The organism is Variovorax sp. Varisp85, assembly GCF_047304045.1.
Classification (GTDB): Bacteria; Pseudomonadota; Gammaproteobacteria; order Burkholderiales; family Burkholderiaceae_C; genus Variovorax.
In genome coordinates this window covers 25,933-38,546 of record NZ_JBGLYN010000067.1, presented here as the reverse complement: position 1 = coordinate 38,546, position 12,614 = coordinate 25,933, and the positions used below count along the sequence as shown (strand labels likewise).

General features: G+C 67.8%; 12 protein-coding genes. 6 read left to right on the top strand and 6 right to left on the bottom strand.

The genetic code is table 11. From position 1 onward, the window contains the following. Window positions 1-124 precede the first annotated feature (124 nt). From ACCC97_RS22730 to ACCC97_RS22710, 5 genes are all read left to right on the top strand, one after another. Window positions 125-946 (top strand): ABC transporter permease, encoded by an 822-nt coding sequence (locus tag ACCC97_RS22730; protein ID WP_413335179.1) that lies wholly within the window; start codon window positions 125-127, stop codon window positions 944-946. 13 nt (window positions 947-959) lie between these two features. Then, window positions 960-1,760, top strand: a complete 801-nt coding sequence (locus ACCC97_RS22725) for an ABC transporter permease (RefSeq protein ID WP_413335177.1) — start codon at window positions 960-962, stop codon at window positions 1,758-1,760. Beyond that, a complete protein-coding gene (locus ACCC97_RS22720) occupies window positions 1,750-2,811 on the top strand; it encodes an ABC transporter ATP-binding protein (protein WP_007838455.1) in 1,062 nt (353 codons plus the stop codon). Before ACCC97_RS22725 ends, ACCC97_RS22720 begins: the two co-directional genes overlap by 11 nt. Beyond that, window positions 2,808-3,662, top strand: a complete 855-nt coding sequence (locus ACCC97_RS22715; RefSeq protein ID WP_413335175.1) for a phosphodiesterase — start codon at window positions 2,808-2,810, stop codon at window positions 3,660-3,662. The genes ACCC97_RS22720 and ACCC97_RS22715 overlap by 4 nt, the downstream gene beginning before the upstream one ends. 64 nt (window positions 3,663-3,726) lie before the next feature. Beyond that, the gene (locus ACCC97_RS22710; RefSeq protein ID WP_007838452.1) at window positions 3,727-5,388 is read left to right on the top strand and encodes a Na/Pi cotransporter family protein; all 1,662 of its coding nucleotides are present in this window, start codon (window positions 3,727-3,729) and stop codon (window positions 5,386-5,388) included. Window positions 5,389-5,394: 6 nt separating this feature from the next. Here the strand turns inward: ACCC97_RS22710 and ACCC97_RS22705 are convergent, their stop codons facing one another. The 3 genes from ACCC97_RS22705 to ACCC97_RS22695 all read right to left on the bottom strand — a co-directional run bounded on the left by ACCC97_RS22705 (window position 5,395) and on the right by ACCC97_RS22695 (window position 8,070). Then, entirely contained in the window at window positions 5,395-6,390 is a 996-nt protein-coding gene (locus ACCC97_RS22705) for a bile acid:sodium symporter family protein (RefSeq protein WP_007838449.1), read from the bottom strand. 180 nt (window positions 6,391-6,570) lie between these two features. Beyond that, window positions 6,571-6,972 carry a response regulator gene (locus ACCC97_RS22700; RefSeq protein WP_007838447.1) on the bottom strand — a complete coding sequence of 134 codons (402 nt, stop codon included), beginning with the start codon at window positions 6,970-6,972 and terminating at the stop codon, window positions 6,571-6,573. A gap of 114 nt (window positions 6,973-7,086) precedes the next feature. Continuing rightward, the gene (locus ACCC97_RS22695) at window positions 7,087-8,070 is read right to left on the bottom strand and encodes a quinone oxidoreductase family protein (RefSeq protein WP_413335181.1); all 984 of its coding nucleotides are present in this window, start codon (window positions 8,068-8,070) and stop codon (window positions 7,087-7,089) included. A 108-nt stretch (window positions 8,071-8,178) separates the two neighbouring features. Between ACCC97_RS22695 and ACCC97_RS22690 the strand changes: the two genes are divergently transcribed. Continuing rightward, entirely contained in the window at window positions 8,179-9,087 is a 909-nt protein-coding gene (locus ACCC97_RS22690) for a DMT family transporter (protein WP_413315551.1), read from the top strand. A 116-nt stretch (window positions 9,088-9,203) separates the two neighbouring features. On the opposite strand, the gene ACCC97_RS22685 is transcribed toward ACCC97_RS22690, so the two are convergent. From ACCC97_RS22685 to ACCC97_RS22675, 3 genes are read right to left on the bottom strand one after another with little or no spacing between them, the layout of a single operon-like run. Continuing rightward, the gene (locus ACCC97_RS22685) at window positions 9,204-9,998 is read right to left on the bottom strand and encodes an SDR family oxidoreductase (protein WP_007835469.1); all 795 of its coding nucleotides are present in this window, start codon (window positions 9,996-9,998) and stop codon (window positions 9,204-9,206) included. A gap of 10 nt (window positions 9,999-10,008) precedes the next feature. Further along, on the bottom strand, window positions 10,009-10,971 hold the full coding sequence (locus ACCC97_RS22680; RefSeq protein ID WP_413335173.1) for a DMT family transporter: 963 nt from the start codon (window positions 10,969-10,971) through the stop codon (window positions 10,009-10,011). A 21-nt stretch (window positions 10,972-10,992) separates the two neighbouring features. Then, entirely contained in the window at window positions 10,993-12,606 is a 1,614-nt protein-coding gene (locus ACCC97_RS22675; protein ID WP_413335171.1) for a gamma-glutamyltransferase family protein, read from the bottom strand. Between the last annotated feature and the right edge of the window lie 8 nt (window positions 12,607-12,614).

Sequence of the window (12,614 nt, the reverse complement as noted above, 5' to 3'; positions counted from 1 at the left end):
CCGCAGCGAAATAAAGGAGGAGCCGAAGGCGGGGGACATTCGCGGAGGGGAGTACCCGGTGGCCTGTGCACGCGCCCTGAACGTTCTGTCCCGCAACCCAAACAACCCACGATGAAGAACTGAGATGAAGTCCGACACCTCCTGGACCCCACGCTGGCGCCTGCTGGCCTGCGTGGCACCCGCGGCCGCCTTCTTCGCGGCCTTCTGGCTGCTGCCGGTCGTGCGTCTTCTCACGCTGCCCGCCGACAAGGGCTGGTCCACCTACTTCGCGGTGCTGACCGACGCGCGCTACCTCACGAGCATGGCCAACACCGTTGCGCTCTCGGTGGCCGTGACGCTGGCCACGCTGGTGCTGGGCGCGGCCGTGGGCATCTACCTCGCGCGCCATGCCTTCGTCGGCAAGCGCGTGCTGCTTTCGCTGCTCACGCTGCCGCTTTCGTTCCCGGGCGTGATCATCGGCTTCTTCGTGATCCTGCTCGGCGGGCGCCAAGGCGTGGTGGCCGACCTCAGCGACAGCCTGTTCGGCGAACGCATTACCTTCGCCTACGGCCTGCTCGGGCTGTTCCTCGCGTACCTGTACTTCTCGCTGCCGCGCGCCATCGCGACCTACGCGGCAGCTGCCGAATCGATGAACACGCAGCTCGAAGAAGCCGCGCGTTTGCTCGGCGCCTCGCGGCTTCGCGTCGCGCGCGACGTGTGGATGCCCGAGCTTGCACCCACCACGCTGGCCTGCGGCGCCATCCTCTTCGCCACCTCGATGGGCGCCTTCGGCACGGCCTTCACGCTGGCCAGCAAGTTCGAGGTGATCCCGATCACCATCTACAACGAGTTCACCAACTATGCCAACTTCGCGCTTGCCGCGTCGCTGTCGATCTCGCTGGGCATCGTGACCTGGCTGGTGCTGTTCGTGGCGCGCCGCTTTGGCGCGAATCCCGTCGCACGCTGAGGGCCCACGCACCATGCGAACCAACACCCAGGCCAAAGCGCCCTTCCTGCTTGCCGTCACGGTCATCGTGAGCCTTTTCATGATCGCGCCGATGCTGCTGTCGGTGATGGCGGGCCTCGTCAACAACTACAGCATGGGCCTCAAGAGCGGCCTCACGCTGCGCTGGCTCGGCGAGGTGTGGGAGAACTACGGCGGCACCGTCGGCTGGTCGCTCGCGCTGGCCGTGGCCTGCGTCATCGGCACCGTGCTGCTGGGCGTGCCCTGTGCCTATGCGCTGGCACGCAGCCGCTCGCGCGCGGCGCGCATCTTCGAGGAGCTGCTGACGCTGCCGGTCGCGGTGCCGGGCCTTGCGACGGCGCTCGCGTTGATCCTTGCCTATGGCCAGCTCACTGCCTTCCGCCAGAGCTTCGCCTTCATCCTCGTGGGCCACATGGTGTTCACGCTGCCGTTCATGGTGCGCACCGTGAGCTCGGCCTTCCAGCGCGACGACCTGCTCGCGCTCGAGGAGGCCGCGCGCTCGCTGGGTGCGAACTTCCGCCAGCGATTCATGGGCATCCTCGTACCCGCGGTGTTCCCGGCCATCGTGGCCGGCAGCCTGATGGTGTTCACGCTGTCGGTGGGCGAGTTCAACCTCACGTGGATGCTGCACACGCCGCTCACGCGCACGCTGCCCGTGGGCCTGGCCGACAGCTATGCCTCGATGCGCATCGAGATCGGATCGGCCTACACGCTGGTCTTCTTCGCCGTCATTCTTCCGGTGCTGTGGGCTCTGCAGTACCTTGCCAACCTGATACAGAAACGCCATGGAACTTGAACGCATTCCCATCGACATCGCCAACTGTGCGAAGACCTACGCCGACGGCACGCGCGGCCTGCAGCCCACCGACTTGCAAGTGGAAGCCGGCGAAGTGCTGGCGCTGCTCGGCCCCTCGGGCTGCGGCAAGACCACGCTGCTGCGGCTGATCGCCGGCCTGGAATCGCCCGACGCGGGCAGCCGCATCGTGTTCGGCGGGCAGGACGTCACGCAGCGCCCGGTCGAGCACCGCGGTGTTGGCATGGTGTTCCAGAGCTATGCGCTCTTTCCGCAGATGACGGTCGCGGCCAACATCGGCTACGGGCTGCGCATTCGCGGCGTGGCGCCCGATGAAGAAAAGCGCAGCGTCGGCGAGCTGGTCGATCTCGTGCGCCTCGGCGGACTGGAGAACAAGCGCCCCGCCGAGCTTTCCGGCGGCCAGCGCCAGCGCGTGGCCCTGGCGCGCGCAGTGGCCGTGCGCCCGCGCGTGCTGCTGCTCGACGAGCCGCTGGCAGCGCTCGACGCCAAGCTCAAGGAGTCGCTGCGCGACGAACTGGCCGAGCTGCTGCGCCGCCTGCACATCACGGCCATCCACGTCACGCACGACCAGCAGGAGGCGCTGGCCATTGCCGACCGCCTCGCCGTGATGCGCGCCGGACGCATCGTGCAGGTGGGTCGCGGCGAAGACCTCTACCGTGCGCCCGCGCACCCCTTCGTCGCCGAGTTCCTCGGCCGGGTCAACCGGCTGGAACGCGAGGCCGACGCCATCGCACAAGGCGTTGTCCGACTCGGAGGGTCAGCCCTGCCCTGCCCGTCGGCGTGGCGGGGCCATGCGACGCTGCTCGTACGGCCCGAAGACATCGAGGTCGGTGCGCCCCTGCCAGGCTGGGGCGCCGCCACCGTCGAACGCCGTACCTTCCTCGGCGACCGCGTGCAGCTGCACCTGCGTGTTCAAGACCAGCCCGTGCTGATGGCCGACGTAGGGCGCGACAATCCGTTCGGACCGGGCGACGCGGTGGGCCTGCGCATCCACCCCGACCGCCTGATGACGTCGCAGGAGACCAGCGCATGACGACAACAGCAGAGAACACCTTCCTGGTCCAGCTGACCGACCTGCACATCCGCGAGCCGGGCCGGCTGGCCTATGGCCGCATCGACACCGCGCCGTACCTCGAGCGCGCCGTGCAGTCGGTGCTGGCGCTGCGCCAGCAGCCCGATGCCGTGGTCATCACCGGCGACCTGACCGACTTCGGCCGCGCGGCCGAATACGAACATCTGGCGCGGCTGCTGGCCCCGCTGACCATGCCGGTCTACCTGATGCCAGGCAACCACGACGACCGCGACCAGTTGCGCCGCAGCTTTCCCGGCCACGCCTATCTCGGCACGGGTGCCGACACCGACGGCTTCATCCAGTATTCGGTGCGCGTCGGCGACCTTCGCTTGCTCACGCTCGACACCTGCGTGCCCGGCGCCAGCCATGGCTCGCTGTGCGAGAAGCGCCTGGGTTGGCTCGAAGCGCAGCTGGACGCCTGCCGCGGCAAGCCCGTGGTGGTCGCCATGCACCACCCGCCCTTCGAAACGCTGATCGGCCACATGGACGAGATCGGCCTGCTGCAGGGCGCCGACGCGCTCGAGGCACTGCTCTCACGCCACCCGAACGTCGAACGCGTGATCTGCGGCCACCTGCACCGGGCCATCGACGTGCGCTTCGGCGGCACCATTGCCTCGACCTCTCCGGCTCCGGCCCATCAGGTCTGTCTCGACCTCGCACCCGACGCCGAATCGGCCTGGACACTGGAGCCGCCTTCTTTCAGGGTGCACGCCTGGTCCGCTCGCGGACGCCGGCTGGTCACCCACCTGGCGGCCTCCGGCAGCTTCGAAGGGCCATATCCTTTCCACGACAACGGAGCCCTGATCGACTGAAGCGCCCGCTTGTGGAAAATGGGGGCGAAACGAACCAAAACGAAAAGGACAGAACCCGCCCCCCATGAAGCATCTCCTGAATCTGCTGGCGGCCGTGGCCCTGCTGGTGTGGGGTACGCACCTGGTCCGCACCGGTGTGCTGCGTGTGTTTGGCGCCAACCTGCGCAAGATCCTCGTCCAGAGCATGCGCAACCGCTTCACGGCCGCCCTCTCGGGCATCGGCGTGACGGCGCTGGTGCAATCAAGCACCGCCACCTCGCTCATGACCTCGTCCTTCGTCGGGCAGGGCCTGGTCACGCTGCCGGCGGCGCTGGCGGTGATGCGGGGCGCAGACGTGGGCACGGCGCTGATCTCGGTGCTGTTCTCGGCGGACCTGTCCTGGCTCTCGCCGATGTTCATCTTCGTGGGCGTGGTGCTGTTCATCAGCCGCTCGGCCTCCATGGCGGGGCGCATCGGCCGCGTGCTGATCGGGCTCGGGCTGATGCTGCTGGCGCTGCAGCTGGTGGTGGAGGCTACCGAGCCGCTGTTCTCCTCGCCGGCCGTGCGCGCACTGCTCGCGTCGATCAGCAGCGACGTGCTGCTCGAGATCACCGTCGGCGCGGTGCTGGCCATCGTGGCCTATTCGAGCCTCGCGGTGGTGCTGCTGGTCGCGGCCATGGCCACGTCGAACGTGGTGCCGCTGGACGTAGCACTCGGCCTGGTGCTCGGCGCCAACCTCGGCAGCGGCCTGCTGGCGGTGCTGACCACGGCCAAGTCGGCCGTGTCGGTGCGGCAGGTGACGGTGGGCAACCTGCTGTTCAAGGCGCTGGGCGTGGCCATCGTCGCCCCCTTCATCGGACTGTGGATCCGCTACGTGCAGCCGGAGCTGCCGAACCAGACGCATGGCGTGGTGCTGTTCCACCTGGCGTTCAACGTAGTGATCAGCGTGGGGTTCATCGGCCTCACGCAATGGGTCGCCAGGCTGGTGACGCGCATCCTGCCGGTGCCGCAACAGCCGGCCGGCACCACGCGGCCGCACCACCTCGATCCTTCGGCGCTGTCGACGCCGTCGCTCGCCATCTCCAATGCGGCGCGCGAAGCCCTGCACCAGGCCGACATCGTGGAGACGATGCTGATCGGCACGCTCGACGTGATCCGCCACAACGACCTGCGGCTGGCCCAGGAGCTGCGGCAGCTCGACGACACGGTGGACCAGCTGTACTCGGCCATCAAGTACTACATGACCCGCATCTCGCGCGAGGCGCTGGGCGAGGAGGAAAGCCGGCGCTGGACCGACATCATCAGCTTCACGATCAACATGGAACAGATCGGCGACATCATCGAGCGCGTAATCATCGATGTGGAAGACAAGAAGATCAAACCGCAGCGCAACTTCTCGCAGGCCGGCATGGCGGAGATCGTCGAGCTGCACGGGCGGCTGGTAGCCAACCTGCGGCTGAGCATGAGCGTGTTCCTGAACGGCAACGTGCGGGACGCGCAGAAGCTCCTGGAAGAGAAGGTGCGCTTTCGCGACCTGGAGCGGGCCTATGCGACGACCCACCTCGACCGGCTGTCGGACCGCACCACGCTGAGCATCGAGACGAGCTCGCTGCACATCGACCTGATCAGCGACCTGAAGCGCATCAACTCGCACATCTGCTCGATCGCGTATCCGATCCTGGAATCGGCCGGGGCGCTGGCGCCCAGCCGGCTCAGGGAATCGCGGCTCGGGAAGATCGAGGGGTAGCGCCTCTTACTCGGCGGTCTTCAACAGGGCCGCCTCGCGCCCGCGTCGCGCGTACCGCTGCGCCAGCACGGCGCACACCATGAGCTGCATCTGGTGGAACAGCATCAGCGGCAGCACGATCGCGCCCACCGCGTGAGAGGCGAACAGCACCTTGGCCATGGGTATCCCGCTGGCCAGGCTCTTCTTGGAGCCGCAGAACACGATCGTGATCTCGTCTTCCGTGTCGAAACCCAGCTTGCGCGCCAGCAGGGTCGTGAGGCTCAGCGCCAGCCCCAGCACCACCGCGCACACCACCAGCAGCCCGACCAGCGCATGGGCAGGCACCTGCTTCCACAGGCCCTCGATCACGGCCGCGCTGAACGCCGTGTAGACGACCAGCAGGATCGAGCCCTGGTCGACGAATTTCAGCACTGCGGCACGGCGCTGTATCCACTTGCCGATCCACGGCCGCAGCAGGTGCCCCAGCACGAACGGGGCCATCAGCTGCAGCAGGATGCGGCCGATCGAATCCAGCGACGAGCTCGCATGGCCACCATTCGGCAACACCACGAGGTTGACCAGCACCGGCGTGATGAACACGCCCAGCAGGGTGGACGCCGATGCGCTGCAGATGGCGGCGGGCATGTTGCCCCGCGCCATGGCCGTGAAGGCAATCGCCGATTGCACCGTGGCGGGCAGCACGCAGAGATAGAGCACGCCGGTGTAGAGCCCTGGCGTCACCAGTGGCGACAGCAGCGGCTTGAGCGCCAGCCCGAGCACGGGAAACAGCACGAAGGTGCTGCCGAACACCAGCAGGTGCAGCCGCCAGTGCATGAGGCCATTCATGATCGCCTCGCGCGACAGCTTGGCACCGTGCAGGAAGAACAGCAGGCCGATGGCAGCGCTCGTGAGCAGCTCGAAGAGATGCCCCAGCTTCCCGCTCGCGGGCAGCAGGCTGGCAAGGGTCACCACCGAGAGCAGCGCGAAGGTGAAGTTGTCGGGAAGGAAGCGGGAGCGGGACATGGATGGAACCTGGGCGCCGCACGCCGCAAGCGCGCAGGCCGACTCAGCAAGGGAATGTGTGATTTCCGCGCATGAATCTCGTCGCCACTTCGCGGAGCCCGGCGCATGCTCCTCGCGCCCTGGGCGCAATTTTCGACGAAGCCCGGCATCGCTGCCGGCCGGCGAAAGAATGCCCCTGCCTCAGTGTGCGGCCGGTGAACTGAACTGCGCCTGACGGCGGCGCAGGCAATAGTCCATCAGGTCCTCGATCTCGGTGACCTTGTCGAAAACGGCATCGGCACCGAGCAGGGCGCATCTGCGCCGCATATCGGGCGTGGCGAAGTTGCTGAGCACCACGATCTTCTGCGCCGGCCCGCGGTGACGGCACGCCTCGAGCACGCGAAAGCCTGTGCCGTCCTTCAGGAACAGGTCGACGATGGCCAGGTCCCATTCCGACAGGTTGCATGAAAGCCAGCGCGAGCCCTCCTCTTCCGACTCTGCTTCGCCCACCGGATCGACCCGGGCGACCTCGCGCAGCGCGCCCATGAGGTTCTTGCGGATGGTGGGGTTGTCTTCCACGATGAAAGTGCGAACGGTGGTCATGAAGGCTTGCCTCTGCGCTGTGCTCACAGCCTACAAACTGCACCCGGCACAAGTCGAAGGCATGACACCGCACGCCGGGTAGGACAAGGCCGGCGCCCCCCCGCGCCCGCGGATTCAGAGCGTCAGGATCGTGCAGCCGGTGGTCTTGCGCGCTTCCAGGTCGCGGTGCGCCTGCTGCACGTCGGCCAGTGCATATCGCTGTCCGATCGGAATCTTCACCGCGCCGCTGCGCACCACCGCGAACAGGTCGTCGGCCATCGCCTGCGTGCTTTCGCGCGTGGCCATGTGCGTGAACAGCGTCGGCCGCGTCACGTAGAGCGAGCCCTTGGACGCCAGCGTGCCGAGGTTGATCGGAGGCACCGGGCCCGAGCCGTTGCCGAACACCGCCAGCAGGCCGAAGGGGCGCAGGCTGTCGATCGAGCCTTCGTAGGTGTCCTTGCCCACCGAGTCGTATGCCACCTTCACGCCCTTGCCGCCCGTGATCTCCTTCACGCGCGCCGCGAAGTTTTCGGTGCTGTAGTTGATGGCATGCGCCGCGCCATGTTCGAGCGCGAGCTTGCACTTGGCGTCGCTGCCGGCCGTGCCGATGAGCTGCAGGCCCAGCGCCCTGGCCCACTGGCAGGCGATCAGCCCGACGCCGCCGGCCGCCGCGTGGAACAGGATGAAATCACCGGCCTGCAGGCCTTCGGCCGGCAGCGTCTTCTTCAGCAAGTACTGCGTGGTCAGGCCCTTGAGCATCATGGCCGCACCGGTCTCGAAGGAGATGTCGTCGGGCAGCTTGCACACGCACTTGGCGGGCATCACGCGCAACTCGCAGTAGGCGCCGGGCGGCGGGCTGGCATAGGCTACGCGGTCGCCAGGCTTCAGGTGCGTCACGCCCTCGCCCACCGCCTCGACGATGCCCGAGGCTTCCATGCCCAGCTGCAGCGGCATCTGGAACGGGTAGAGCCCGCTGCGCTGGTAGGTGTCGATGAAGTTCAGGCCCACGGCCTTGTGGCGGATGCGGATCTCGCCGGGGCCGGGTTCGCCGACTTCCACGTCGACGATCTTCAGTTCTTCGGGGCCGCCATGGCGGTCGATACGGACGGCTTTGCTCATCATCGTTGCAGTCTCCACGCACAGGAAAAGAAGAGGGAGGGGAATCCTGCCATGTTTGGGTTTCCCGTGGCGGCGCGGGACATCAATGCCCGGGTAGAGTCGGCCGCCATGCAGACACAGCACCGGCGCCTTGCCCCCTCCACCGTCCTCCTGCTTGTCGTTCCTCCGCTGCTCTGGGCCGGCAATGCCGTGGTCGGCCGGCTGGTGCGAGAACTGGTTTCGCCGCTCACGCTGAACTTCGTGCGCTGGGTCGTCGCGTTCGCGCTCCTGCTGCCGCTGGCCACACCGGTGCTGCGTCGCGGCAGCCCGGTGTGGGCGCACTGGAAGCGCTACGCCGTGCTCGGGCTGCTCGGCATCGGCCTGTACAACGCCTTCCAGTACCTCGCTCTGCAGACCTCCACGCCCATCAACGTCACGCTGGTCGGCTCCAGCCTGCCGCTGTGGATGCTCGCGGTGGGCACGCTGTTCTTCGGCGCACGCGTCAGCACCCGCGAGATCTTCGGCGCGCTGCTGTCGATGGCGGGCGTGCTGCTGGTGCTCAGCCGCGGCGAGTGGCGGCAGCTGCTCGGCCTGCGGCTGGTGCCGGGCGACCTCTACATGATCCTGGGCACCATCGCCTGGGCCTTCTACAGCTGGCTGCTGGCACGCACGAACGAGCCCAGGGCCCTGCGGCAGGACTGGGCCGCGTTCCTGATGGCACAGCTGGTGTTCGGCCTCGCGTGGTCGGGCGCGCTGGCCGCCGGCGAATGGACGATGACGCCCGCCCACATCGACCTGGGCTGGCCGCTCGCTGCCGCGATGCTGTTTATCGGCATCGGCCCCGCGGTGGTGGCCTACCGCTGCTGGGGCACCGGCGTGCAGCGCGCGGGTCCGCAGGCGGCGAGCATCTTCCTGAACCTCACGCCGCTGTTCGCGGCAGTGCTTTCGGCAGCCTTCCTGCGCGAGCCGCCGCACTGGTACCACGGCGCGGCGTTCCTGCTAATCGTGGCCGGGATCGCGGTGTCGTCACGGCGCTGATTCAACAACGCCCTCTTCAAGCGAACACCGCGGAACCGGCTTTGCCGGGCCGCTGGTGTTGCCCCCGGTAGGGGGTGGGAGTAGCGACACGAAGTGCGCGAAGCCTGGGGGCGAGCTCAATACGTGCCCGGGTAGGCCCCACCGTCGGCCAGCACGTTCTGGCCGGTCATGTAGCCGGCCTGCATGCTGCAGAGAAAGGCACAGATGGCGCCGAACTCGGCCGGCGTGCCGAAGCGCCTGGCCGGGATGTTCTTCTTGCGGGCTTCCCACACGGTGTCGAAGTCCTGGCCCGACTTCTGCGCGGCGCCGGCCATCGTGCCCTTGAGGCGGTCGGTGTCGAACGAGCCCGGCAGCAGGTTGTTGATGGTCACGCCCTGCGCCGCGATGGGCGTGCGCGCCACGCCGGCCACGAAGCCGGTGAGGCCGCTGCGCGCGCCGTTCGACAGGCCGAGGATGTCGATGGGCGACTTCACCGAGCTCGACGTGATGTTGACGATGCGCCCAAAGCCGCGCTTGGCCATGCCATCGACCGTGGCCTTGATGAGCTCGATCGGCGTCAGCATGTTCGCGTCGACCGCCTTGATCCAGGCCTCGCGGTCCCAGTTGCGAAAGTCGCCCGGCGGCGGGCCGCCCGCGTTGGTGACGACGATGTCGAAGTCGTGGCCGAGTGCGAACACCGCCGCGCGGCCGGCTTCGGTCGTGATGTCGGCCGCCACGTGCTTGACGAACGCAGCGCCCGATGCACCCGCCGCTTCGGCCAGCTTCTTCGCCGCCGCTTCCAGTGCCTCGGCACCGCGTGCCACGATCACCACGTTGACGCCTTCGCGCACAAGCGCTTCGGCGCAGCCGTAGCCGAGGCCCTTGCTCGCGCCGCATACCAGCGCGGTCTTGCCTGCGATACCCAGATCCATGTTGTCGCTCCTATCGTGCAGGGGCTTCGCGCCCCTTGCGTGTGAAAACGAAGATGCCCGCGATCACGAGCACCGTGCCGGCCGCGATCCACGCGGTGAACGGCTCGCCGAGTATGACCACCCCCATGAGGATGGTCGACAGCGGCCCGATCATGCCGGTTTGCGCGGCCACCGCAGGGCCGATGCGCTCGATGGCCATCATCACCATGAGGACGGGCACCGCCGTGCACAGCGTGGCGTTGAGCACCGACAGCCAGATCACCTCGGGCGCCACCTGCATCGCCGCGCTCATCGGCCGCGTCAGCACGAACTGCAGGATGCACAGCAGGCAAGCCACGGTGGTCGCCAGGCCCACGAGCCTGAGCGACCCGAGGCGCTTGACGAACTCGCCGCTGTAGATCAGATAGCCCGCATAGCTCACCGCGCTCAGGAAGACCAGGAATGCGCCCCAGGCCGCCGCACCGCCGCCCTTGCCGCCACCGCCGGTCCAGAGTTCGTGGCCGAACACCAGCAGCACGCCGGCATAGCTCACGAGCATGCCCAGCACCTGCGGTCGCGTCGGATGGCGCCGGTACAGCAGCCAGCCGAAGAACAGCACCAGCGTGGGGTTGAGATACAGGATCAGCCGCTCGAAGCCGGCCGAGATGTAGGCCAGCCCGGCAAAGTCGAGAAAGCTCGCGAGGTAGTAGCCCGAGAAACCGAGCCCGATCACGCCGATCCAGTCGCGGCCGGTGAGCGCCGGCTTGCCACGCCCCGCCCACCACGCCATGAGCGCGAACAGCGGCAGCGCGAACAGCATGCGCAGCATGATGAGCGTCACGGCGTCCACGCCGTAGCGGTACGCGAGCTTGACGATGATGGCCTTGCCGCTGAATGCGATGGCGCCCAGTGTGGCGAGGATCAGGCCGGACGCAACGCCTTTCCTTGCGCCCTGGTGAGGGGGAATGCCGATCGATGCGGCTGTCTTGTTCATTCCCCGATCATCCCTTGATCCTCAGTAGCCTGCAGCGAGGCCGTCGCGGCGCGGGTCGCTGGCGGCCACGTAGCCTTCGACCGACGGCTCGCCCGCGCGCCAGATGAACTGGCCGGCGCCGAAGTCCTGGTACGAATCGTCGATGACGTCGAGGTGGTGGCCCAGGTCGCGCAGGCCCTGCACCGTGGCCGGGTTCATCGCGGCCTCGACGTTGATCTCGAACCCCGCGTTGAAGCGCCAGCGCGGCGCATCGCACGCGGCCTGCGGGTTCTGCCCGTAGTCGAGCATGCGCACCAGCGTCTGCATGTGGCCCTGCGGCTGCATGTTGCCGCCCATCACGCCGAAGCTCATCACCGGCTGGCCGTCCTTCGTGAGGAAGGCCGGGATGATGGTGTGGAACGGCCGCTTGCCCGGTGCCACCACGTTCGGGCTCTCGGCCTTCAGGCTGAAGCCGTGGCCGCGGTTCTGCAGGCTGATGCCGTACCCGGGCTCCACGCAGCCCGAGCCGAAGCCCATGTAGTTGCTCTGGATGAAGCTCACCATCATGCCGCGCTCGTCCGCCGCGGTGAGGTAGATGGTGCCGCCCTTCACGGGGTTGCCGGCCTTGAAGTCCTGAGCTTTTTTCACGTCGATGAGTCTCGCACGCGATGCGAGGTAGGCGTCATCGAGCATTTGCGCGGGGGTCACCGTCATCGACGATGGCTCCGACACGTAGCGATACACGTCGGCGAAGGCCAGCTTCATGGCCTCGATCTGCAGATGCTGCGAGGCGACCGAATCGACCGGCAGCGAGGCGATGTCGAACTTCTCGAGGATGCCCAGCGCGATCAACGCGGCAATGCCCTGGCCGTTGGGCGGAATCTCGTGCAGCGTGTGGCCGCGGTAGTCGCGCGAGATCGGCTTGACCCACTCGGGCTGGTAGGCCTCGAGATCGGCCACGGTGAGCGCGCCGCCCTGCTCCTTCGAGAACTTCGCGAGCGCCTCGGCGATCTCGCCGTTGTAGTAGGCCTCGCCCTTGGTGCGGGCGATGGCCTTCAGCGCCCGCGCAGCGGCCGTGAAGCGGAACAGCTCGCCGATCGCGGGCGCCCGGCCCCATGGTAGGAAGGTCTGTGCAAAGCCCGGCTGCGAACCCAGTAGCGGCGTGGCCGCGGCCCACTTGCCCTGCACCACCGGCGGCACGAGGTAGCCGCGCTCGGCGATGTCGATGGCCGGGGTCAGCAGGTCGGCGAACGGCAGCTTGCCGAAGCGATCGCTCAGCGCGACCCAGCCGCGCACCGCGCCCGGCACCGTGACCGAGTCGATGCCGCGCATCGGCGGCGTCGTGGCGTCGGCGCCGTACTTGGCCTTGAAGTATTCGGGCGTCCAGGCCTTGGGCGCGGGGCCCGAGGCGTTCAGGCCGTGCAGTTCCTTGCCGTCCCACAGGATGCAGAAGGCATCGCTGCCCAGGCCGTTGCTCACCGGCTCGACCAGCGTCATCACGGCGGCGGTGGCAATGGCCGCATCGACCGCGTTGCCGCCCTGCTGCAGGATGCGCAGCCCGGCCTGCGAGGCCAGCGGGTGCGAGGTCGATACCACGTTGCGCGCAAAGATCGGGATGCGGGTGGAGAGGTACGGATTGTTGAAGTCGAAGTTCATGTCGGTGT

Excerpts from the sequence above, each read along its gene's own strand:
- ACCC97_RS22730 (WP_413335179.1), top strand. The coding sequence starts at position 125 with ATGAAGTCCGACACCTCCTGGACCCCACGCTGGCGCCTGCTGGCCTGC.
- ACCC97_RS22725 (WP_413335177.1), top strand. The coding sequence starts at position 960 with ATGCGAACCAACACCCAGGCCAAAGCGCCCTTCCTGCTTGCCGTCACG.
- ACCC97_RS22720 (WP_007838455.1), top strand. The coding sequence starts at position 1,750 with ATGGAACTTGAACGCATTCCCATCGACATCGCCAACTGTGCGAAGACC.
- ACCC97_RS22715 (WP_413335175.1), top strand. The coding sequence starts at position 2,808 with ATGACGACAACAGCAGAGAACACCTTCCTGGTCCAGCTGACCGACCTG.
- ACCC97_RS22710 (WP_007838452.1), top strand. The coding sequence starts at position 3,727 with ATGAAGCATCTCCTGAATCTGCTGGCGGCCGTGGCCCTGCTGGTGTGG.
- ACCC97_RS22705 (WP_007838449.1), bottom strand. The coding sequence starts at position 6,390 with ATGTCCCGCTCCCGCTTCCTTCCCGACAACTTCACCTTCGCGCTGCTC.
- ACCC97_RS22700 (WP_007838447.1), bottom strand. The coding sequence starts at position 6,972 with ATGACCACCGTTCGCACTTTCATCGTGGAAGACAACCCCACCATCCGC.
- ACCC97_RS22695 (WP_413335181.1), bottom strand. The coding sequence starts at position 8,070 with ATGAGCAAAGCCGTCCGTATCGACCGCCATGGCGGCCCCGAAGAACTG.
- ACCC97_RS22690 (WP_413315551.1), top strand. The coding sequence starts at position 8,179 with ATGCAGACACAGCACCGGCGCCTTGCCCCCTCCACCGTCCTCCTGCTT.
- ACCC97_RS22685 (WP_007835469.1), bottom strand. The coding sequence starts at position 9,998 with ATGGATCTGGGTATCGCAGGCAAGACCGCGCTGGTATGCGGCGCGAGC.
- ACCC97_RS22680 (WP_413335173.1), bottom strand. The coding sequence starts at position 10,971 with ATGAACAAGACAGCCGCATCGATCGGCATTCCCCCTCACCAGGGCGCA.
- ACCC97_RS22675 (WP_413335171.1), bottom strand. The coding sequence starts at position 12,606 with ATGAACTTCGACTTCAACAATCCGTACCTCTCCACCCGCATCCCGATC.